General features: G+C 72.0%; 18 protein-coding genes. 2 read left to right on the forward strand and 16 right to left on the reverse strand.

The window, feature by feature from the left end; genetic code table 11:
* Window positions 1-266 precede the first annotated feature (266 nt).
* Window positions 267-2,126 carry a serine/threonine-protein kinase gene (locus tag AWQ68_RS05610; RefSeq protein ID WP_066935784.1) on the forward strand — a complete coding sequence of 620 codons (1,860 nt, stop codon included), beginning with the start codon at window positions 267-269 and terminating at the stop codon, window positions 2,124-2,126.
* Between the two features lie 81 nt (window positions 2,127-2,207).
* Here the strand turns inward: AWQ68_RS05610 and AWQ68_RS05615 are convergent, their stop codons facing one another.
* The 3 genes from AWQ68_RS05615 to AWQ68_RS05625 are packed head-to-tail and all read right to left on the reverse strand — an operon-like array spanning window position 2,208 to window position 4,091.
* Entirely contained in the window at window positions 2,208-3,137 is a 930-nt protein-coding gene (locus AWQ68_RS05615) for an RluA family pseudouridine synthase (protein ID WP_066935786.1), read from the reverse strand.
* A complete protein-coding gene (lspA, locus tag AWQ68_RS05620) occupies window positions 3,130-3,723 on the reverse strand; it encodes a signal peptidase II (protein WP_245655764.1) in 594 nt (197 codons plus the stop codon). The genes AWQ68_RS05615 and lspA overlap by 8 nt, the downstream gene beginning before the upstream one ends.
* On the reverse strand, window positions 3,696-4,091 hold the full coding sequence (locus tag AWQ68_RS05625) for a TraR/DksA family transcriptional regulator (protein WP_066935792.1): 396 nt from the start codon (window positions 4,089-4,091) through the stop codon (window positions 3,696-3,698). Before AWQ68_RS05625 ends, lspA begins: the two co-directional genes overlap by 28 nt.
* A gap of 780 nt (window positions 4,092-4,871) precedes the next feature.
* Between AWQ68_RS05625 and ileS the strand changes: the two genes are divergently transcribed.
* Window positions 4,872-8,057 (forward strand): isoleucine--tRNA ligase, encoded by a 3,186-nt coding sequence (ileS, locus tag AWQ68_RS05630; protein ID WP_066935795.1) that lies wholly within the window; start codon window positions 4,872-4,874, stop codon window positions 8,055-8,057.
* A gap of 138 nt (window positions 8,058-8,195) precedes the next feature.
* Here ileS and AWQ68_RS05635 read toward each other — a convergent pair whose 3' ends face one another.
* The 13 genes from AWQ68_RS05635 to AWQ68_RS05695 all read right to left on the reverse strand — a co-directional run bounded on the left by AWQ68_RS05635 (window position 8,196) and on the right by AWQ68_RS05695 (window position 22,308).
* The gene (locus AWQ68_RS05635; protein ID WP_066935798.1) at window positions 8,196-9,308 is read right to left on the reverse strand and encodes a hypothetical protein; all 1,113 of its coding nucleotides are present in this window, start codon (window positions 9,306-9,308) and stop codon (window positions 8,196-8,198) included.
* A 48-nt stretch (window positions 9,309-9,356) separates the two neighbouring features.
* Window positions 9,357-10,217 carry a DivIVA domain-containing protein gene (locus AWQ68_RS05640; RefSeq protein ID WP_066935803.1) on the reverse strand — a complete coding sequence of 287 codons (861 nt, stop codon included), beginning with the start codon at window positions 10,215-10,217 and terminating at the stop codon, window positions 9,357-9,359.
* Between the two features lie 49 nt (window positions 10,218-10,266).
* Entirely contained in the window at window positions 10,267-10,554 is a 288-nt protein-coding gene (locus AWQ68_RS05645; RefSeq protein WP_066935805.1) for a YggT family protein, read from the reverse strand.
* An 83-nt stretch (window positions 10,555-10,637) separates the two neighbouring features.
* Window positions 10,638-11,168 carry a cell division protein SepF gene (locus tag AWQ68_RS05650; RefSeq protein ID WP_066935806.1) on the reverse strand — a complete coding sequence of 177 codons (531 nt, stop codon included), beginning with the start codon at window positions 11,166-11,168 and terminating at the stop codon, window positions 10,638-10,640.
* Between the two features lie 207 nt (window positions 11,169-11,375).
* Complete coding sequence (locus AWQ68_RS05655; protein WP_066935807.1) at window positions 11,376-12,098, reverse strand: YggS family pyridoxal phosphate-dependent enzyme; 723 nt, start codon at window positions 12,096-12,098, stop codon at window positions 11,376-11,378.
* A gap of 22 nt (window positions 12,099-12,120) precedes the next feature.
* Window positions 12,121-13,554 (reverse strand): cell division protein FtsZ, encoded by a 1,434-nt coding sequence (gene ftsZ / locus AWQ68_RS05660; protein WP_066935808.1) that lies wholly within the window; start codon window positions 13,552-13,554, stop codon window positions 12,121-12,123.
* 245 nt (window positions 13,555-13,799) lie between these two features.
* Window positions 13,800-14,468, reverse strand: a complete 669-nt coding sequence (locus AWQ68_RS05665) for a cell division protein FtsQ/DivIB (protein ID WP_245655765.1) — start codon at window positions 14,466-14,468, stop codon at window positions 13,800-13,802.
* Window positions 14,469-14,608: 140 nt separating this feature from the next.
* A complete protein-coding gene (gene murC, locus AWQ68_RS05670) occupies window positions 14,609-16,006 on the reverse strand; it encodes a UDP-N-acetylmuramate--L-alanine ligase (RefSeq protein ID WP_066935811.1) in 1,398 nt (465 codons plus the stop codon).
* Between the two features lie 34 nt (window positions 16,007-16,040).
* On the reverse strand, window positions 16,041-17,120 hold the full coding sequence (gene murG / locus AWQ68_RS05675; protein ID WP_066935814.1) for an undecaprenyldiphospho-muramoylpentapeptide beta-N-acetylglucosaminyltransferase: 1,080 nt from the start codon (window positions 17,118-17,120) through the stop codon (window positions 16,041-16,043).
* Window positions 17,121-17,156: 36 nt separating this feature from the next.
* On the reverse strand, window positions 17,157-18,443 hold the full coding sequence (ftsW, locus tag AWQ68_RS05680) for a putative lipid II flippase FtsW (protein ID WP_066935816.1): 1,287 nt from the start codon (window positions 18,441-18,443) through the stop codon (window positions 17,157-17,159).
* 36 nt (window positions 18,444-18,479) lie between these two features.
* Window positions 18,480-19,889, reverse strand: a complete 1,410-nt coding sequence (gene murD, locus AWQ68_RS05685; RefSeq protein ID WP_066935819.1) for a UDP-N-acetylmuramoyl-L-alanine--D-glutamate ligase — start codon at window positions 19,887-19,889, stop codon at window positions 18,480-18,482.
* Complete coding sequence (gene mraY, locus AWQ68_RS05690) at window positions 19,871-20,944, reverse strand: phospho-N-acetylmuramoyl-pentapeptide-transferase (RefSeq protein WP_084463681.1); 1,074 nt, start codon at window positions 20,942-20,944, stop codon at window positions 19,871-19,873. The genes murD and mraY overlap by 19 nt, the downstream gene beginning before the upstream one ends.
* A complete protein-coding gene (locus AWQ68_RS05695; protein WP_066935821.1) occupies window positions 20,941-22,308 on the reverse strand; it encodes a UDP-N-acetylmuramoyl-tripeptide--D-alanyl-D-alanine ligase in 1,368 nt (455 codons plus the stop codon). Before AWQ68_RS05695 ends, mraY begins: the two co-directional genes overlap by 4 nt.
* Window positions 22,309-22,356 lie beyond the last annotated feature (48 nt).

A 22,356-nucleotide genomic window follows, 5' to 3' on the forward strand; every position in this document is an offset into this window, starting at 1 on the left:
CTTCTGCGGGTGATGGCGTGGAGAAGGCGATAGTTGCGACGAAAGTGAAAGATTGACCGGATCGTATAAGTCTGGAATAAAGCGGGCAAGAGATAACAAAGTTGCAATTCGGGACGACCGAATGGGTGTACAAGCCGCCCGGCCGCGTCCCCCGCCCCGATCCGTGACGCCGTCCGGTCCCGATCAAGCGTCGTTCGGCGCTCTCTTCGACTGCTGACACGCTCCCGAGCTATGGGACGATTCAGGGGTTTCGAGGAGGGAGCCTGGTGGAGGCGGGGCGTCGTGTCGCGGGCAGGTACCAGCTGCTCGAACCCATCGGCCGGGGAGGCATGGGCGTCGTCTGGCATGCTCACGACGAGCTGCTCGCTCGCGCGGTCGCCGTCAAGGAGGTCCTCTACCAGCCGATGAGCGAGGAGGACCGGGCGGCCTTCAACCGCCGGACCATCCGCGAGGCCCGCGCCGCCGGCCGCATCTCCCACCCCAACGTGATCGTCGTCCACGACGTGATCGAGGAGGACGGCCGCCCCTGGATCATCATGCAGCTCGTCCGCTCCCGCTCCCTCGGCCAGGTGATCCGCGAGCACGGCCCGCTCGCCCCCGAGCGCGTCGCCCACATCGCCCTCCAGGTGCTCGACGCGCTGCGCACCGCGCACGCCGCCGGAGTGCTGCACCGCGACGTCAAGCCGGAGAACGTGCTCCTCACCGAGGACGGCCGGGTGGTCCTCACCGACTTCGGCATCGCGACCATGTCGGAGGAGTCCGGGCTCACCATGACCGGCGTCGTCACCGGCACCCCCGCGTACCTTCCTCCGGAGCGGCTCAACGGCGATCCCGCCACCCCCGAGTCCGACCTGTGGTCGCTCGGCGCGACGATCTACGCCGCGGTCGAGGGCCGGGCGCCGTTCGACCGGACCTCGTCCATCGCCACCATGGCGGCCGTCCTGCACAACGAGCCGGATCCGGCCCTGCGGGCCGGCCCGCTCGCACCCGTCATCGAGGGCCTTCTCAACAAGGACCCGGCGCGGCGCATGGGCGCCGTCGAGACCACCGAGCTGCTGCGGGCGGCGGCGTCCGGCACGCCCTTACCGGGCCGCACGCACCGGCCCGAACCGTACCCTCCGGCCGGAGGGTCCTCCACCTCCGGACCCGTCGCCGTGACCGGGGCGCACGCGCCCTCCCCGGTGGGCGAACCCCGCCCGTACGCTCCGGGCAACACGCCCGCGCCCTTCGGCGCCGCGACCGGCGTGCCGGGCGCCCCTCCGGCCGGCGGGCCCCCGGTGACGGGCGACCACGCCGCCGGCCCCGGCGCCCTGCACGGCTCGGTCGGCCCCGGGGGCACCGCGGACACTCACACCGCGGGCGGTCCCGCCGCCGTCCAGGGAGCCGACTCCGGGCCGAGGACGCTTCCGCCGTGGGGTGAGGCGACGACCGGCCATCCGCCGGCCCAGCCGGCCCCGGCACCGACTTCACCCCCCGCCCCGCGGCGCTCGACCCGGCGGGTGGCGTTGCTCGCCCTCCTGCCCGTGCTGCTGGCCGGTGTCGGCGCCGGCGGCTGGTACGGCTACCGCGCCCTCGTGGCGGACTCCCCCATCGTGCCGTCGCCGTCCCCGACCACGCCGACCGGCTCGCCCACCCTGACGGCGTCGCCGACGACGTCACCGGCGGCCAGGCTGCCGCGCGGCTGGGCGACGCGCCACGACTCGCTGGGCTTCTCGATCGCCGTCCCCCAGAGCTGGACCGAGGACCGTACGGCGACCTCGGTGACCTTCCGTCCGCCCGGGTCCAAGGGCAGCTACCTCAAGGTCGACTTCACGAAGTGGGTCGACACCGACGAGGATCCGATGCTCCACATGCAGCAGTTATCGGACAACCCGAAGACCACGGCCTCCTTTCCCGGCTACGAGCGGCTCAACCTGCGTTCCGTGGTCTTCCAGCGGCTCCCCGCCGCCGACTGGGAGTTCACCTGGCAGTCGCAGCAGGGGGCGATGCACGTGCTCGACCGTTCCTTCGTCACCGCCGACGGGCGCGACGTGGCGATCTACTGGCAGACCTCCGACAGCCGCTGGGCCCAGGACGGCCAGCCCTACTTCGCCTGGTTCACCAAGACCTTCCGCGCGACCCCCTGACCCGCGCCCCGGCGTACGGCCGGCCGGGAACATGAGAAAGGCCCGGCCCCGAGGGGAACCGGGCCGGACGGCGCGGGCGGGTCAGCTCTCGAAGCCGACGATGTCCAGGGCGCGGGCCAGGTCCTCCGGGTACGGGCTGGTGAAGGAGACCCACTCCCCCGTGGACGGGTGCTCGAAGGCCAGCGAGACCGCGTGCAGCCACTGCCGGGTCACGCCGAGCCGCGCGGCCAGCGTGGGGTCGGCGCCGTACATGAGATCGCCCACACAGGGGTGCCGCAGCGCCGACATGTGGACCCTGATCTGGTGCGTACGGCCGGTCTCCAGCTTGATGTCGAGCAGCGACGCCGCGCGGAACGCCTCGACGGTGTCGTAGTGGGTGACCGACTCCTTGCCGCCCGCGACGACGGCGAACCGGCCGTCGCCGGAGGGGTGGCGGTCGATGGGCGCGTCCACGGTGCCGCGCAGCGGGTCCATGTGGCCCTGCACCAGGGCGTGGTAGCGCTTCTCGACGGTGCGCTCCTTGAACGCCCGCTTGAGATGGGAGTAGGCGAACTCGCTCTTGGCGACCACCATGGCGCCCGTGGTGTTCGCGTCGAGGCGGTGGACGATGCCCTGCCGCTCCGCGGCGCCGCTGGTCGCGACGGTGTGGCCGGCTCCCAGCAGCCCGCCGATCACGGTGGGGCCGGTCCAGCCGACCGTCGGGTGCGCGGCCACCCCGATGGGCTTGTCCACGACCACGATGTCGTCGTCCTCGTACAGGATGCCCATGCCGGGCACCGGCTCCGCGACGGGCATCGGCGCCGACGGCGGCGGGGGGATCGTCACGTCGAGCCAAGCCCCGGCCTGTACCCGGTCCGACTTGGCGGCGATCGAGCCGTCCACGAGCACGTCGCCGGAGGCGATCAGTTCGGCGGCGCGGGTGCGGGAGAAGCCGAACAGCCGGGCCAGGGCGGCGTCCAGGCGCTCGCCCTCGAGACCCTCGGGAACCGGAAGACTGCGCTGCTCACCCATTGGACTTCTCCTCCCCGGTCTGCTCGTCGCCCATCTGCCGCGTGCCGTCCACCTGGTAGCCGCGCCAGGCGAGGAAGACGGCGAGGATGCCGCCGCACACGATCGCCGAGTCGGCCAGGTTGAACACGGGGAAGCGGGTGACGGGGAAGACCTGGAGGAAGTCGACCACGTGCCCCTGCAGCGGGGCGGGCGCCCGGAAGATCCGGTCGGTCAGGTTGCCGAGCGCGCCGCCGAGCAGCAGGCCCAGCGTGATCGCCCAGGGCAGGCTGCGGAGTTGCCGGGCCGTACGGAGGATGGCGCCGACCACTCCGAGCGCGATCACGGTGAAGACGATCGTCATCCCGGTGCCGATGCTGAACGCGGCGCCCGAGTTGCGGATGACGTTCAGCACCAGCACGTCGGGGATGACCTCCACCGGCTCCTTGCCCTCGAGGAAGGCCACGACCAGGGTCTTGGTCACCAGGTCGAGGGCGTACGCGAGGACCGCGACCACGCCGAGGAGAGCGATCCTCCGCGCGCGGACGGTGCCGTCGGCGGTCCTCGCGTCGGTCTGGTCGCTCAGCGGCGCTCCTCCCGCTGCTTGCACGCTACGCACAGCGTCGCCCTCGGGAACGCTCGAAGGCGTTCCTTGCCGATCGGCTTGTGGCACGATTCGCACACTCCGTAAGTCCCTGCGGCGATGCGGGCGATCGCCCGCTCGTTCTGCGCGAGCAGGTCGCGCGCATTCAGGGTAAGGGCGATCTCGCGCTCCCGCTCATACGTCTTCGCGCCCGCGTCCGCCGGATCGTCCCCGGCGCCCTCGCTGGCGTCCCCGGACGCGAGCTGCTCCTCGGCGCGGGAGATGTCCGCGACGAGTTCCTCGGTCTCGTGCCTGAGCCGCTCCCGGACCTCGGCGAGCTCTTCTTCGGACCAGGTCTCTTCACTGGTGGCGGGTCTCGCCGCACGCGTCGTCATGAGGGCCTCCTGTTGTAAGGCGCAGTGATCAAACACATGAGCAGTCCGGGCAGCTTAGGACGCGCAAAACCGCTCGGCAATCGACGCGCCGGGCGTTTTACCTGCCCCATAAGCGAACGTTGCACCCGTTCCTCCGGTGAACGACGTACCCGTCCGGCGAGTGGACCCCGACCGCGCGCGGCCCGCGCGCCCGGCCCGCAGGCGAGCGCCGCTTTCCGCGAACCCGTCATCGTTCCCCTCGATCTCCTCAGCCCTGCCCCGGCCTTTCCCCGCGTACGTTTCCCCCCGCGTGCGTGGCCGCCGGATGCCCCCCGCTCACGGCCCCGGGAAGCGAAGGCGACGGCCGCGAGGGCCGTCTCCGTCGTCCTGCAACCCCTGCCGTCCTGAGGGCACACCCTGACAACATCGCGGTGTCTCGGTATGTTCCGCCCGTGCGGTCCCCGGGGCGACGCGGCCGTACGGTGATCCCCGGGGGAAATTCGGGAAGCTGGCACCGGGGTCTCTGCGTTATCGTTTTAGTTCGCAAGGCGTTGATGGGGACGAGTAGCTCCGTACCCACTCGCAGGAGCGACCCGGGGACGGTGCGAGCCCGGGGCGAGTCACGGAGCGAAGATCACCCCGGAGCCGCCGGAAGAAAGGCGCGAAGCCGAGTAGACCCGGCAGCGACACGAATGAGAGGGCCTGCCCCGAGGGGCGGGTCAAGAAGGGTGGTACCGCGGAGCCGGGTCCGGCTTCGTCCCTTCACGCCATGTCAACCACGCGTGGAGGTCCCGCCCGACGATGTCTTCCCATTACTTCCGCTCTCTTCCCGCGCAGGTCGACCTGCCGGCCCTCGAACGCGAGGTCCTCGAACGCTGGCGGGACGGGAAGGTCTTCGAACGCTCCCTGGAGCAGAACTCCGGCGGCCCGTCCTGGGTGTTCTTCGAGGGCCCGCCCACGGCGAACGGCATGCCGGGCGTCCACCACATCGAGGCGCGCGTCTTCAAGGACGTCTTCCCCCGCTACAAGTCGATGCGCGGCTACCACGTCCCGCGCAAGGCCGGCTGGGACTGCCACGGCCTGCCCGTCGAGGTCGCCGTCGAGAAGGAGCTCGGCCTCTCCGGCAAGCCCCAGATCGAGGCGTACGGCATCGCCGAGTTCAACGCGAAGTGCCGCGAGTCCGTCCTGCGGCACGTGGACGCGTTCGAGGAGATGACCGAGCGGATGGGCTACTGGGTGGACATGTCCCAGGCCTACCGCACGATGGACCCCCAGTACGTCCAGGCCGTCTGGTGGTCGCTCAAGACCATCTGGGACAAGGGCCTGCTGTTCCGCGACTTCCGGATCACGCCGTACTGCCCGCGCTGCGGCACCGGGCTGTCGGACCACGAGCTCGGCCAGCCGGGCGGGTACGAGACCGTCTCCAGCCCCTCGGTGTACGTCCGGATGCCCGCCACCTCCGGCCCGCTGGCCGAAATGGGCGCGTCGCTGCTGATCTGGACCACGACGCCGTGGACGCTCGTGTCCAACACGGCCGTGGCCGTGCACCCCGACGTGACCTACGTCGCGGCGCGCACCGGCGGTGAGATCCTCGTGGTCGCCGAGCCGCTGCTCACGCGGGTCCTCGGCGAGGACGCCGAGGTGGTCGCGACCTTCAGCGGCAGGGACCTGGAGCGCACCGCCTACCGCCGCCCGTTCGACCTGGTCGCCTTCCCCGAGGAGGGCGCCGACGGGCAGAGCCCCGCCGCCCACTACGTCGTGCTCGGCGACTATGTCACCGTCGAGGACGGCACCGGCCTGGTCCACCAGGCGCCCGCCTTCGGCGCCGACGACATGGCCGTCTGCAAGCGGTACGGCATGCCGGTCGTCAACCCGATCGGCCCGGACGGGCGTTTCCTCGCGGACGTCCCGCTGGTCCGCGGGATGTTCTTCAAGGACGCCGACGAGCCGCTGACCGACAGCCTGCGCGAGCGCGGCCTGCTGTTCCGTGGCGGCCACTTCGAGCACAGCTACCCGCACTGCTGGCGCTGCCACACGCCGCTGCTGTACTACGCGCTCCCCTCCTGGTACATCAGGACCACCGCGATCAAGGACGAGCTGCTCGCCGAGAACGAGCGGACCAACTGGTTCCCCGGCACGATCAAGAACGGCCGGTACGGCGAGTGGCTGCGCAACAACGTGGACTGGGCGCTGTCGCGGTCCCGTTACTGGGGCACCCCGCTGCCGCTGTGGGTCTGCTCCGAGGACGACTCCCACGTCACCTGCGTCGGTTCCCTGAAGGAGCTCGGCGAACTGGCCGGGCGGGACGTGTCCGCGCTCGACCCGCACCGCCCCTACGTGGACGACGTCGCCTTCCCCTGCGGACAGTGCGGTGCCGAGGCGAGGCGGGTCCCCGACGTCATCGACGTCTGGTACGACTCGGGCGCCATGCCGTTCGCCCAGTGGGGCGCGCCGCACGTCGACAAGGAGACCTTCGAGCGCTCCTACCCGGGTCAGTTCATCTGCGAGGCCATCGATCAGACCCGTGGCTGGTTCTACTCGATGATGGCCGTGGGCACGCTGGTCTTCGGCCGCTCCTCCTACGAGAACGTGCTCTGCCTCGGCCTGATCCTCGCCGAGGACGGCCGCAAGATGAGCAAGCACCTCGGCAACGTGCTGCAGCCCATGCCGCTCATGGAGCAGCACGGCGCCGACTCCCTGCGCTGGTACATGGCGACCTCCGGCTCGCCGTGGGCGCCCCGCCGGATCGGCCACGCCGCGCTCGAGGAGATCATCCGGAAGGTCCTGCTGACCTACTGGAACACGACGTCGTTCTTCACCCTGTACGCCAACGCCGAGTCGTGGTCGCCGTCCAGGGTGGGCGAGGCCCCGCCGCGCGCCGAGCGCCCGCTGATCGACCGGTGGGCGCTGGCCGAGCTGCACCGGACCGTCGCCGAGGTGACGGCGTCCCTCGACGAGTTCGACACCGCTCGAGCCGGCCGCCGGCTGACGGAGTTCCTGGACGACCTGTCCAACTGGTACGTCCGGCGCTCCCGCCGCCGGTTCTGGTCCGGCGAGGCCGCCGCGTTCGCCACGCTGTACGAGTGCCTGGAGACCGTGACGCGGCTGATGGCCCCGCTCGTGCCGTTCCTCACCGACTACGTGTGGGACGTGCTGCGCGGGGTGGACGCGCCGCAATCGGTCCACCTGTCCACGTGGCCGGAGGTGGACGAGGCGGTGCTCGACCCGGCCCTCTCGGAGCAGATGGCGCTGGTCCGCCGCCTGGTGGAGCTCGGCCGTTCGGCCCGCGCCTCCTCCTCGGTCAAGACCCGCCAGCCGCTGGGCCGCGCGCTCATCGGCGCGCCCGGCTGGGCCGCCCTGCCCGGTGAGCTGCGCGAGCTGATCGCCGACGAGCTGAACGTGCAGACGCTTCAGGACATGTCCGGATTCTCGGCTGATCTGGTGACGTTCACCGTCAAGCCGAACTTCCGCTCCCTCGGCAAGCGGTTCGGCTCGCAGACCAAGCTGGTCGCCGCCGCGGTCGGCGCCGCCGACCCCGCCGCGCTCGCCCAGGCCCTCAGGTCCGGTACGGCCGCCACGGTCGAGGCCGGCGAGCTGGGCACGGTCGAGCTCGGGCCGGACGACGTGATCGTCACCGAGCAGCCGCGCTCGGGCTGGGCCGTGGAGACCGGGGCGGTGGACACCGGCACCGGCGAGACCGTCGCGCTCGACCTGGAGATCACCGACGAGCTGCGCCGGGCAGGCCTGGTCCGCGAGGTCATCCGCCTCGTCCAGGACGCCAGGAAGTCCACCGGGCTCGCGATCACCGACCGGATCGAGCTGTGGTGGTCCGCGCGCGGCGACGACCTGGCCGCGGCCCTCCGCGAGGGAGGCCGGACCATCGCCGACGAGGTCCTCGCCACCGCGTTCACCGAGGGCTCCCAGGACGGCCTGCCCCGGCACGAGGACGACGACCTCGGGCTGGTCTTCCAGCTCCGCCGCGCCTGACGGCGCCCCTGTGGGTCCCCGCTCCGGCGGGGACCCACAGTCCGGCCTCGGCATCTCACTCACCCTGACCAACGTGAAAAACCCGGCGGCGGGGACCCCTGTTCGGGTCCCCGCCGCCGGGTTTTCGGATCAGGACGCCTACGCGGCGCAGATGGAGCAGGGGGTGAGCCCCGCGTCCTCCGCCTCCTCCGTGGTCATCGTCTCCAGTCCCCCCTGGGGGGCGGCCTTGATCAGCGGACAGCCGGCGCGGTGATACCTGCGGGTGCCGGTCATGACCATCACGACATCGGGCGAAGCCGTACCGGCCGCCTCGCCCGGCCGCACGGCCGGGTCGAAGAAGGAGCGTGGCATCGTCACAGTGGCGGAGCCGGCCGGTTCGGCGGACCCGGCGCGCCCGGGATCCGTCGTCTCGGCCGGGTCCACCGGCTCGTCGTCAATGGTCGTGCTCTCGGCAGCCGCCGAGGTGGTGTCCTCGGCGTCGTCCGCGGCCGCCGTGGCCACGGGGTCGCCCGCCGTTCCACCTTCGGTCGCGCTCTGTCCGGCGACGTCACGGGGCCGCGTGAGGCCGGGCATCGTGTCGTCCGCCGCCGCCGGTCCGGAGGCGTCGCCTGCCCCCGCGTTCTCCTCGGTGTCGGCGGCGACCCGCGCCACCGCCTCCGGGACGCAGGCGGTGCAGGGCGTGAAGCCCTCCTCGCGTGCCTCCTCGTGCGTGAGCTCCTCGGCCTCGCGACCCTGGAGCTGGCGGCAGTCCGCCAGGTGGAACCGCTTCCTCCCCGGGATGACCAGCACGATCACGTCCGGACCGAGCTCTCGTCCCGCCGTCGCGGGCCGCGCGGGCGGCCGCTGCTGGGGGAAGGCGTGCGGCACCGGCGCCCCCGGAGGGGGAACGGCCGGGACCCCCATCATGGGATGGGTCACCGGATGAGCCGGGGGCCCGCCGAAAGCGGGATGCCCGACGTGTCCGGGAAGGCCGACCTGCCCCGGCATACCCGGATGCCCGGGGACGCCGGCATGCGCCATCTGGGGTACGGCCGCGGCCGGGCCCTGAGGAGCCGGAACCGGTTCCGCGGCGGCACGCCCGCCGGCCGGGAACAGTTCATGGCGCCTCAGCATCGCCCCGATCAGCAAACAGACCGCGGACAGCACGCTGACCACGATCGACCACATCACGAGAAACGGCTTCGCCAGGACCACGCCTGCGATGAGCAGGCCGATCGCGACGAGCACCAGCGCGGCACTGATAAGGATCACGGGGGGAACTCCGAGAAGCGGGTCGCGCGGGTGACGCGACCCCTCGCCTTACCGGCGGTCGTTGTGGGGGCCGTCGGGGGTCGGGAAAGCGCCCGAGTGAGGCGAGGGCTCCTGGCCGAAGGGGTTCGGGCTGACCGGCATCGGCTGGGCGCCCGGGGTCACGTGCGCCATGGCCGGGGGCGCACCCACGATCGGGAAGCCGCCGCTGTTCTCGGCCGAGACGTTCAGGTCCGCGAGCTGCTGCTCCAGGTAGAGCTTGAGGCGGCTGCGGTACTCCCGCTCGAAGCTGCGCAGCTCCTCCACCTTGCGCTCGAGCTCGTCGCGGTTCTGGACCAGGGTGCCCATGGCCTGACGGTGGCGCTCCTGCGCGTCACGCTCGAGCGTCTCGGCGCGGGCGCGGGCGTCGCCGATGATCTGCTCGGCCTGGCGGCGGGCCTTGCCGAGGATGTCGTCGGCCTCGCGCCGGGCGCGGGTCACGGTCTCGTCCGCCTCACGGCGGGCGTCGGCGATCGCCTGGTCGGCGGTCTGCTGGGCGAGGGCGAGCACCCGGGCCGCGGTGTCCATGTTGTCCTCGGCGGGCGGCATGCCCATGCCGACGGGGACGGGCTCGGGGCGGACGGGCTCCGGAGGCTTGATGGGCTCGGGCTGCGGCACCATCATCTCGGGCTTCGGCTCGGCGACCGGAGCGGGGGCCATCTGCATGCCCCCGGCCATGTTCATGCCGCCCGGCACTTTGCCGCGCATGCACTCGGCCAGCTTCGCGCGAAGCTCCTCGTTCTCCTGGATGAGGCGGTCGAGTTCCGCCTCTACCTCGTCCAGGAAAGCGTCGACCTCCTCCTCGTCGTACCCAGGCCTCAGCCTGGTGGTACTGAATTGCTTGTTCCGCACATCGGCGGGCGTCAGCGGCATGTGAGTCTCCTTGGCGCGCTTGGAGTCTGTCCGGAGGGACGGTTCCCGATCAACGAAGCGCGGACGCGACTTGGATCAAGACCAAGACCACAATGAACAGCACTGTGAAGCTCAGGTCAAAGGCCACCGTACCCAACCTGAGGGGCGGAATGAAACGGCGGAGAAATTTGAGAGGCGGGTCGGTCAGTGTGTAAGTGACCTCCGCCACTACCAGGACGACCCCGGAAGGTCTCCAGGAGCGGGCAAAGAGCTGCACCGTATCAAAGATCATTCTGCCGATCAGCAGAACGAGGTAGAGAGAGAGTACAGCGACCAAGATCTCACCTACGATCCCCACGGTCGAGCCTCACCCCCATCCTGTTCCGCAGTCTCCGGTCCCCTTGGGCACCGCTGAGCCGGTCACTGTTCATACATGGAACTCTAGCTCTGGTTGAAGAAGCCGCGTTCCGCGATTCGGGCCTTGTCCTCGGCGGTCACCTCGACGTTGGCTGGGGACAACAGGAACACCTTGTTCGTAACACGTTCGATGCTGCCGTGTAGGCCAAAGACGAGACCTGCCGCGAAATCGACAAGACGCTTGGCGTCGCTGTCGACCATCTCCGTAAGGTTCATGATGACCGGAGTGCCCTCCCGGTAGTGCTCCCCGATCGTGCGCGCCTCGTTGTACGTGCGGGGATGGAGGGTCGTGATCCGTGCCAGATCGGTCGTACGCCGCTCGAGCACGGTGGTCGAGGGTCGAGGCGCCGGGATCGACGCGTCACCGTCCTCGTCGTGCTCCTGAGACGCCGCTTGCCCGCCCTGCCCCCCGGCGGAGAATCCGCGGCGCGCCGACTCGTAGTCGTCGTCGGCGTAGTCCTCGTCGTTCGCGTACTCGGTCACGTACCTGTCGTCGTAGCGGTCGTCCTCCACGAGACCGAGGTAGACCGCCATCTTGCGCATCGCGCCGGCCATCTCTCGTCGTCCTCCGTGTCACCGGGTCGGTCGCCGTACCACGCCGGTCGGTCCTGCCTGGCAGTCCCGGCCGGTTCGGCCCGGCTCCCTCCCCCTCATGCCTTCTAGGTCCCTTTTGGAAGGCCAGGGCGGTAGCCGTACCCCCGTGGAGCTGACCGCTGATCGACCTCTACCTGGATGCGGACACCAAGGTCCACTTGGGGGACATTACCTGACGAAGGGCTTTCTGCGGCCGAGCAACGCCGTACCGACACGCACGTGTGTCGCGCCGTTCGCGATCGCCTCGTCAAGGTCACCACTCATCCCCGCCGATACAACGTCCGCCCCCGGGTGATCGTTCCGGAGCGTGCGGGCGATTTCCGCGAGACGGGCGAAGGCGGGACCGGGGTCCCGCCTGAGCGGCGCGACCGCCATGACGCCCCGCAGCCGCAGGTTCTCGGCCCGGGCGACGGCCTCGGCGAGCTCGGGGACGTCGGCGGGGGCCACCCCTCCGCGCTCCGCCACGCCCCCCGAGGCGGGCGCGGCGGGGTCGAGCGACACCTGCATGAGACAACCGATCTCCCGGCCCGCCCGGACCGCCTCGCGACTCAGCGCGTCCACCAGCCGCACCCGGTCCACCGAGTGGACCAGGTCGGCGTAGGCGACCACCGAGCGGACCTTGTTGGTCTGCAACTGGCCGATGAAATGCCAGGTGAGGCCCAGATCTGCGCATTCGGACGCCTTGGGGGCGGCCTCCTGGTCGCGGTTCTCGCCGACGTCCCGCACACCGAGCCCGGCGAGCAGGCGTACGTCGGAGGCGGGGTAGGTCTTGGTCACCGCGATGAGCGTGATCTCGGAAGGGTCCCGGCCGGCGGCACGGCAGGCGTCGCGGATGCGCGCCTCCGTCGCGGCCAGGCCCGCCGCGAGCTCCTCGCGTCGTGCGTCGTTCACTTGTACTCGCGTGTGGGGGAGATCACTTCAGGAAGTCGGGCACGTCGAGCTCCTCCTCCTGCTCCTCGAACACCACCGGCCGGCGGCTGGCCGGCTGGCTGACGCGCGAGGTGATCGGAGTCGGCGGCTCGGGCGTGGGGCGCGGGATGGAGAACGGAGCGGTGCCCGACACGCTCTGCTCGGCGCGCGGGCTCTCGGACGCGCTCTCCCTGGGGAACGCCACCGGGCGCTCGGGGTCCTCCGGCACGGACACCGGCGTCACCGCGGGCTTGGGCGGCTGCACCGCCTCGGGCTCCGGGGCCGGAGCCGGAGCCGCGACCGGGGTGACCGGCATGGACGGCGCGGAGACCGGCCGGACCGGAGCGGGCTGCTCCGCGCGCGGCTCGGGCTTGGCCGGGGCCGCCGCGGGGGCGGGACGGGCGGGCGCCGAGGCCGCCGGACGGGCGGGCTCGGGCCGGGCGGGCTGCGACCGGTTCGCGGCCTGGGGCGGCGCGGCGGGCTTGGCCGGGGTCGGCTCGTCGAAGCCCGCCGCGATGACCGTCACCCGCACCTCGTCGCCGAGGGCGTCGTCGATCACCGTGCCGAAGATGATGTTGGCGTCCACGGCCGCCGCGTTGGACACGAGCTGGGCCGCCTCGTTGATCTCGAACAGGCCCAGGTCGGAGCCGCCCGCGATCGACAGCAGCACGCCGTGCGCGCCGTCGATGCTGGCCTCCAGCAGCGGGCTGGACACCGCCATCTCGGCGGCGGCGACCGAACGGTCGTCGCCGCGGGCGTGCCCGATGCCCATCAGGGCGGAGCCCGCGCCCGACATGACGGACTTGACGTCGGCGAAGTCCAGGTTGATCAGACCGGGCGTGGTGATCAGGTCGGTGATGCCCTGCACACCGGACAGGAGCACCTGGTCGGCGGCCTTGAACGCGTCCAGCACGCTGACCTGCCGGTCGGAGATGGACAGCAGTCGGTCGTTCGGGATGACGATCAGCGTGTCCACCTCCTCGCGGAGGGTCTCTATGCCGGCCTCGGCCTGCATCGCCCGGCGCTTGCCCTCGAAGCTGAAGGGCCGGGTGACCACGCCGATGGTCAGGGCGCCGAGCGAGCGCGCGATGTTCGCCACGACCGGGGCGCCGCCGGTGCCGGTGCCGCCACCCTCGCCCGCGGTGACGAAGACCATGTCCGCGCCCTTGATGACCTCCTCGATCTCCTCGCGGTGGTCTTCCGCGGCCTTGCGGCCGACCTCGGGGTTGGCTCCGGCGCCCAGGCCGCGCGTGAGTTCGCGGCCGACGTCAAGCTTCACATCGGCGTCACTCATCAGCAGCGCCTGGGCGTCGGTGTTGATGGCGATGAACTCGACGCCCTTGAGTCCCTCCTCGATCATCCGGTTGACGGCGTTGACTCCGCCGCCGCCGATGCCGACGACCTTGATGACCGCGAGGTAGTTCTGCGGTGCTGCCACGACGAGGGGCCTTTCCGCTCGTTTGCGTTGGATGCGGGGGGTACCCGCGCTGTCTCAAAACTCTCACCCTCAAGTTGAGATTTAGAGTTATGTCAACCTGAAGATTGATACGGACAGTAGGGTTGCCCATCCCCCAGGGTCAACTAACCTCGCCGCAAGCGCCGTCCGGCGTGTCGCGGCGTGTCCGATTCGCATGCGATTTTGATCACGACTGTCCAGCGTGATCGCGTGGGTGGTGAGAAATCTCACTTCACCGTCACCACGTCGGGGGAGCTGATGTCGTAGGAGCGAGCCGGCCTCCGGAGCAGGGACTCCAGGATCCGTGCCTTCTCCGGGGAGCGCTCCGCGTCGCCCCACGCGGCCGTACGGCCGTCCGTCAGGCGCAGCGTGACCGACGCCGGCGAGGGCGCGCCGACCTCGTCCACCCGCCCCCTCAGCCCGTCGGGGAGCGCCGCGAGGACGGCCAGCGCCGACCTGGTGGCGGGGTCATCGGCGACGGGCCGCTGGACGCGCAGCAGGGGGAGCCGGACGGCCGGGCCCGCGTCACCCAGGACCACGCCGTAGCGGTCCATCATCACGGCCCTCCCGTCCACCCTCGCCAGGGCCAGGGGGGTGCGCTCGACGACGGAGACCTGGAGGGTCCCCGGCCAGGCCCGATCCACCCGCACCGACTCCACCTGGGTCAGCGCGGCGACCCGCCCGCGCACCTCATCGAGGTTCACCCGCGCCAGCGGGGTGCCCGGCGCGACCCCGGCGGCGCGCCGCACCTCGTCGGCGGGCACGCTCACGTTGCCGGTGATCCGCACGTCGCGCACCCCGAGCACCGAGGAGAAGAGGACCAGCCACGTCGCCGCGCCGACCACGCCACCCGTCAGCAGGGTCGCCAGACCCACTCGCCAGATGGTCGTCCTCACGTCTCACTCCGATCGGCGGGAGGCCGCGCCGAGACGGCGCGCTCGGGTGTTCGGCTCCCCACCTTGGCAGCCCGGAGGCCGTCGCACCCGGCGACTCGCCGGGACTCGCCGGCCGTCGGGCCCGCGATTCCCGGCACCGCTCATCCCGCGGACAGCTCCTCGACGATCAGAGGGCCGAGTTCGGTCACGTCGCCCGCGCCCATGGTGAGGACGATGTCCCCCGGCCGGGCCCGTCCGGCCACCAGCGCGGGCACCGCGGCCCGGTCCGGCGCGTACGCGACGCGATCGGCGGGCAGCGGCACCTTCCCGGCCACCAGCGCGCCGGAGACGCCCGGCTCGGGATCCTCGCGGGCGCCGTACACGTCCAGGACGATCGCCTCGTCCGCCAGGCCCAGGGCCGCGCCGAAGTCGTCGGCGAAGAAGCGGGTGCGGGAGTAGAGGTGGGGCTGGAAGACCGCGATCACCCGGCCGCTCTCCGCCACGACATCGCGCGCCGCGCGCAGGTCGGCGGCCAGCTCCGTCGGGTGGTGGGCGTAGCTGTCGAACACGGAGACGCCGTGCGCCTCGCCCTTGGCCTCGAACCGTCGCTTGGCCCCGGTGAACACCGCCAGGCCGTCCCTGATCTCGTCGAACGGCAGGCCGAGCTCCAGGGCCACCGCGAGGACGGCCGTCGCGTTAAGCGCGTTGTGCCGGCCGGGGACGGTGAGCCGGACGCTCCCGTGGCCCTCCACCGTGAACTCCAGGCCGAGCCCCTTCGGGACGATCCCGGAGACGCGCAGGTCGGCGTCGGGGGCCTCGCCGTACGTGACGACCTTGAGGCCGCGCTCCCTGGCGGCCGGCGCGAGGGCGGCGGCGCCGGGGTCGTCGGCGCAGAGCACGAGCACCGACTCCACCCGCTCGGCGAAGCGCGCGAAGGTGTCGTAGACGGCCTGCGGCTCGCCGTAGTTGTCCAGGTGGTCGGGCTCGACGTTGGTCACCACGGCGATGCGCGGCGCGAGCATGAGGAACGACCCGTCGCTCTCGTCGGCCTCGGCCACGAAGACCTCGCCGTTGCCCTCGTCGGCGCCGAGGCCGGTGGTGACGAGCTGCCCGCCCACGCAGTACGAGGGGTCGGCGCCGCACTTCTGCAGGGCCACGGTCAGCATGGAGGTCGTCGTCGTCTTGCCGTGGGTGCCCGCGACCGCGATGCCGTTCCGGCCGCTCATCACCGCGGCCAGCGCCGCGGCCCTCGGGATGACGCGGAGGTTCTGCCGCAGCGCCTCGCCCAGCTCCGGGTTGGAGTCGCGGATCGCGGTGGAGACGACGACGGTGTCCACGTTCTTGATGTGCGAGGCGGCGTGGCCCACGTGCACGACGGCGCCGAGCTCGCGCAGCTCGCGCAGCATCTCGGAGGTGCGGGCGTCGCTTCCGGACACCGGCACGCCGCGCTTGAGCAGGATGCGCGCGATGCCCGACATGCCGGCGCCGCCGATGCCGATGAAGTGCACCCGTCCCAGCTCCTCCGCCGGGACGGTCCGTACGAGCTTGACAAGACTCACTGGTGGTTCCCCACTCCTCGCACCGTCTTCCTTCTCATCGGTGGGCGATCTCCAGGACCCTGCGGGCCAGGATGTCGTCGGCGTCCTTGCGGCCCATCCGGGACGCGGCCTCGGACATCATCGCGACGCGCTCCGGGTCCTGGAGGATCGGCAGCAGCATCCGGACGATCCACTCCGCCGACAGGTCGGCGTCGTCGACCATGATGCCGCCGCCCGCCTGGACGATGGGCTGCGCGTTGAGCCGCTGCTCGCCGTTGCCGTGCGGCAGCGGGACGTACGCAGCGGGCAGCCCGACCGCGGTCAGCTCGGCGCAGGTCATCGCGCCGCTGCGGCACAGCACGAGGTCGGCCGCGGCGTAGGCGAGGTCCATCCGGTCCACGTACGGGAGGATCACGTACTGCGGGTCGCCGGGCGGCGGCTCCATCTCGACCGTGTTCTTGGGACCGATCACGTGGAGCACCTGGATGCCCGCCGCCCGCAGCACGGGGGCGGCCTCCAGCGCCGCCTGGTTGATCGAGCGGGCCCCCTGGGAGCCCCCGAAGACCAACAGGGTGGTGCGGTCGGACTCCAGGCCGAAGTAGGACCTGGCCTTGTCCCCGAGGGAGAAGCGGTCCACCGTCACGACCTCGCGCCGCAGCGGGATGCCGACGCACTGGGCGCCCGGCAGCGCGGTCTCGGGGTGGCCGGTGAAGACGTGGTCGGTCATCCGGGCGCCGAGGCGGTTGGCGAGCCCCGGCCGCGGGTTGGCCTCGTGGATGACGATCGGGACACCGCGCCGGCGCGCCGCGAGGTAGCCCGGCGTGGCCACGTAACCGCCGAAGCCCACCAGGATGTCCGCCTGGACGCGGTCCAGGACGCCGGCCGCCGCGTTGATCGCCCCGGCGAGCCGGCCGGGGACGGTGAGCAGTTGCGGCGTGAGCGCGCGGGGCAGCGGGACGGCGGGGATCAGCGCGAGCTCGTACCCCCGGGCGGGCACCAGGCGGGTCTCCAGGCCCTTCTCGGTGCCGAGGCAGATGATTCCGATCGCCGGGTCCAGTCGGCGAAGCGCGTCGGCCAGCGCGAGCGCCGGCTCGATATGGCCGGCCGTGCCTCCGCCGGCGAGGACCACCCTCATGTCACTCCCTGCCCTCGGGTCGGATCGAGCGCCGGGTCATCGGCCCGCGCGGCGAGATCTCGCTCTCGCCGCGGGACGACCCAGGCCAAGCCAGCTTAAAGCCCGAGCGGCCGGTCCCGGTCCACGAGCGGCGAGGGCCTCGGCGGCTCCCGGCTCCTGTTTGGCGAACGACAACAACATGCCAAGCGCGGCGAGGGTCGGCAACAGGGCCGATCCGCCGTAGGACACGAGTGGCAGCGGGATGCCGGTGACGGGCAGCACGCCGATCACCGCGCCGATGTTGACGATCGCCTGGCCGGCGATCCACGCGACCGCCGCGGCGGCGGCCAGCCGGATGAACGGGTCGCTGACCCGGGAGGCGATCCGCAGCCCGGCGTAGCCGAGCAGGCCGAAGAGCGCGACCACCACGAGGGTGCCCATCAGGCCGAGCTCCTCGCCCAGGATGGAGAAGATGAAGTCGCTCTCCGCGTGCGGCACCCAGTCCCACTTCGCCCGGCTGCTGCCCAGGCCGAGGCCGAACCAGCCGCCGGTGCCCATCGCGATCTGTCCCTGCGCCGCCTGGTAGCCGTCGCCCGTCGCCGAGTCCCACACGTGCAGGAACCCGGTGAGCCGGGCCATCCGGTACGGCTCAACCATGATCATGATCGCCGTGGCGAGCACGAGCAGCGCGAGCACGGCGACGAACAGCCGCACCGGAGCGCCGACCACCCACAGCAGGGTCAGGAAGATCAGCATGAGGACGATCGTCGTGCCGAGGTCGCGGCCCAGCATGACCAGGACGGCCAGGATGGCGACGCCCGGCATGAGCGGGACCAGCAGGTGCCTCCACTCGATCAGGCCGCCCCGCGCCTTGCGCGCCAGCATGTCGGCGCCCCAGAGGACGAGCGCGAGCTTGGCCGGCTCCGAAGGCTGGAAGGTGAAGCCGCCGACGTAGATCCACCGCTGCGCGCCCAACTCCGTGGCGCCGATGAAGATCACCATGACCAGGCCGATGATCGAGAGCGCCAGCATTGGATAGCCCGCGAGCTGGAAGAAGCGGCGGGGCAGCCGCGAGCAGGCGTACATGATCGGCAGGCCGACGGCGGCCGCGCCGACCTGCCGCAGGAACAGGTAGAACGGCGAACGCCCCGGGCTGATCTGCATCGACTCGATGCTGGACGCCGACAGGACCATCATCAGCCCGAGCGCGAGCAGCAGCGCGCTGCATCCGAGGACCAGGTAGTACGAGACCAGCGGCCGCCCGAGGAGCTCCCGGAGCCTGGCCCGCCATCGGAGCGTGTCGTGCGCGTTCGCGGGCTTCTCCGCCGCCGCCTCACTCGTCATATGTGCTTTCGTCCTCGAATCCCCCGGCGTGACTGCTTAGCCGGAAAGCCGGCGGACCGCCCGCGCGAAGGCGTCCCCGCGCGCGCCGTACCCCGGCCACATGTCCAGCGACGCCCCGGCGGGCGCGAGCAGCACGGTGTCCCCGGGTGAGGCGAGCCGCCGGGCCTCCCCGACGACGCGGTCCATGACTCCAGTGTCTTGCCCCGGAACGTCCACGACCGGAACATTCGCGGCGTGTCGCGACAGCGCCTCCCGGATCCGCGCGCGGTCCTGGCCGAGCAGGACCGCTCCCCTGAGCCGGGGCGCCGCCCCGCGGACCAGGTCGTCGACGTCCGCGCCCTTCAACTGGCCGCCGGCGATCCACACCACGGACGGGTAGGCGGCGAGCGACGCCGCCGCGGCGTGCGGGTTCGTGGCCTTGGAATCGTCCACGTAGTCGACGCCGTCCACCGTGGCGACGTGCTGGATCCGGTGCGGATCCGGGGTGAAGGCGCGCAGGCCCCGCCGTACGGCGTCGGCGGGCACGCCGTACGCGCGGGCGAGCGCGGCGGCGGCGAGCGCGTTGGCGACGTTGTGCGGTGCGAAAGGCGTGATGTCGCCGAGGTCGGCGAGCTCCTCGGCCTCGCGCACGGGGTCGGCCACGAAGGCCCGGTCGACCAGCAGCTCCTCGACGAGGCCGAGCTGCCCGGGGCGCGGCGTGCCGAGCGTGAACCCGACGGTCCGGGCGTTCCCGGCGCGTGCCTCGCCCGGACGGTACGGCTCGGCCAGCCGCGCGCACCACTCGTCGTCGGCGTTGTAGACGACCACATCCGAGTTCTCGAAGATCCGCGCCTTGGCGGCGGCGTACTCCTCCAGGGAGCCGTGCCAGTCGATGTGGTCGGGGGCGACGTTGAGCAGCGCGGCGGCCTGCGGCGCGAGGCTCGACGACCAGTGGAGCTGGAAGCTGGACAGCTCGACCGCCAGCACGTCGTACGGCTCGCGCACGGCCGCCGCGATCGGGACGCCGACGTTGCCGACGGCGACGGCGCGGTGCCCGGCCTCGATCAGGATCGAGGTCAGCATCCGTACGGCCGTGGTCTTGCCGTTGGTGCCGGTCAGGGCGAGCCACGGGGCGGCGGAGCCGTCCGTGGCCCGCAGCCGCCACGCCAGCTCGACCTCGCCGATCACCTCGACGCCGGCCCGTGCGGCGGCGGCCAGCAGCGGGTGGCTGGGGCGCCATCCCGGCGAGGTGACGAGGAGCGAGGCCCCGTCGGGCAGGATCGGCTCGCCGAACCGCACCTCGACGCCGAGGGGGGCCAGCTCGGCCGCGGCGGCCCGCTGGCGCTCGCCCGGGTTCGCCTCCAGGACGACGACCCGCTCCCCCATGGCGGCCAGGCCGCGGGCGGCGGCGGCGCCGGAGACCCCCAGCCCGGCGACCACGACCACGCTCACTGCTTGGGCATCCATTCGAGGTAGAAGAGGCCGAGCGCGGCGGCGGCGCAGAGCGCGGCGATCAGCCAGAACCGCACCACGATGGTGGTCTCGGCCCAGCCCTTCAGCTCGAAGTGGTGCTGGAGCGGGGCCATCCGGAACACCCGTTTCCCGGTCATCTTGAAGAAGCCGACCTGGATCATGACCGACGCGGTGATGACCACCGGCAGGCCCGCCAGGATGACCAGCAGGAGCTGGGTGCGGGTGGTGAACGCCAGGCCGGCGATGACGCCGCCCAGGGCGAGCGAGCCCGTGTCACCCATGAAGATCTTGGCGGGCGGCGCGTTCCACCACAGGAAGCCGACCAGGGCGCCGAGCACGGCGGCGGCGACGACGGCGAGGTCGAGCGGGTCGCGCACCCAGTAGCAGTTCGGGCCGAACGCCGTCGTGCAGCTGTTGCGCAGCTGCCAGTTGCCGATCAGCACGTACGACGCGAGCACGACGCCGGTCGCGCCGCTGGCCAGCCCGTCCAGGCCGTCGGTGAGGTTCACCGCGTTGGAGAAGCCCACGATGATGAACAGCACCCAGATCGTGAACGCCACCAGCCCGATGGAGGGCCCGAAGTCCCGCAGGAACGACAGCCGCGTCTCCGCCGGGGTGATGTCGTACGCGTTGGGGAACTGCACGCAGAGCACCGCGAAGACCGCGCCGACGACGAGTTGGCCGAGCGCCTTGGCACCGCTGCGCAGGCCCAGGCTGCGCTGCTTGTAGATCTTGATGAAGTCGTCCAGGAACCCGACGAGGCCGAGGCCGGTCATCAGGAACAGCACCAGCAGGGCCGACACCGTCGGCGGTTCCGCCGTCGCGGAGAAGAACGTCATCAGGTGCGCGCTGAAGTATCCGATCAGCGCGGCGATCACGATCACGGTGCCGCCCATGGTGGGGGTGCCCCGCTTGTCGTAGTGCCCCGACGGGCCTTCCTCGCGGATGTTCTGGCCGTAGCCGCGCCGGGCGAAGAGCCGGATGGCCAGCGGGGTGCCGGCCATGGACAGCAGCAGCGACACCGCGGCGGCGATGAGGATGTTCCTCACCGGTCGTCACCTCCGAGCAGGGCCTCGGCGACCCGTTCCAGCGCCTCCGCCCGCGGCCCCTTCACCAGCACCACGTCTCCGGGGGCGAGCCGCGCCGACAGCTCGGCGGCGGCCGTCTCCACGTCGGGCACGTACAGCGCGCCCGGCGCGCCCGCCAGGACCGGCCCGGCGTCCTCCCCGACGACGATCAGCCCCTCCAGCCCGGCGCCCGCGGCGAGCCGTCCGAGCTCCTCGTTCAGCGCCGCGCTTTCCTCTCCCAGCTCGCGCAGCGCGGCGATCACCGCGAACTTGCGCCGGCCCTCGCCGATCACGGCGAGGCTGCCGAACGCGGCCCGCATCGAGTCGGGGTTGGCGTTGTAGGCGTCGTTGACGACGGTGACGCCGTCGGCCCGCTCGGTGACCTCCATGCGCCAGCGGCTGCGCGGCTCGGCCTCCGACAGCTCCTCGGCGATCGTCCCGACGGGGAGCCCCAGCTCGTGCGCCGCCGCTGCCGCCGCCAGCGCGTTCTCCACCGCGTGCGCGCCGTACAGGCGCAGCCGTACGGGGGCGGCGCCGGAGGGCGTGCGCAGCGTGAAGGACGCGCGGCCCCGGCCGTCGAGCGTCACGTCCTCGGCCCGTACATGGGCGTCGGCGGAGCGTCCGAAGAAGGTCACCCGGGCGCGGGTGCGGGAGGCCATGGCGGCGACCAGGGGGTCGTCGGCGTTGAGCACGGCCACGCCGTCCTCCGGCAGCGCCTCCGGCAGCTCGCCCTTGGCCCGCGCGATCGCCTCCTTGCCGCCGAACACACCGAGGTGGGCGGTGCCGACGTTCAGCACGACGCCGATCCGCGGCGGCGCGATCCGGGCCAGGTCGGCGATGTGGCCGATGTTGCGCGCGCTCAGCTCCAGGACCAGGAAGCGCGTCGCCTCGTCCGCCCGCAGCACGGTCAGCGGGTGGCCGATCTCGTTGTTGTACGAGCCGACGGGGGCGACGGTGGGGCCCATCCGGGCGGCGAGCCTGGCCAGCAGGTCCTTGGTCGTGGTCTTGCCGGCCGAACCGGTCACGCCGATGACGGTGGTGTCGGGAAGCTTGGACACCACGGCGTTCGCCAGCGCGGCCAGGGCGGCCTGAACGTCCTCCACGATCACGGCCGGCGCCTCGACGGGCCGGGTCGCGAGGACGGCGACCGCCCCGTCCGCGCAGGCGCGGGCGGCGAAGTCGTGGCCGTCCGCGCGCTCCCCTTTGATCGCGACGAACAGCGATCCCCGCTCGACGGCCCGCGAGTCGATCACGACGGGGCCGCGGATCACGGCGCGAGCGTCGGCCATGCCGGTGAGCGCACCCGAGGTGATCTCGGCGACCCGGGCCAGCGGCAACGGGATCATGCGTCTTTCCTGCTCTCTATCACGTTGATCGGTCGGTTCGGCCGCGCC

The sequence above is a fragment of the Microtetraspora fusca genome, assembly GCF_001570365.1.
GTDB lineage: Bacteria > Actinomycetota > Actinomycetes > Streptosporangiales > Streptosporangiaceae > Microtetraspora > Microtetraspora fusca.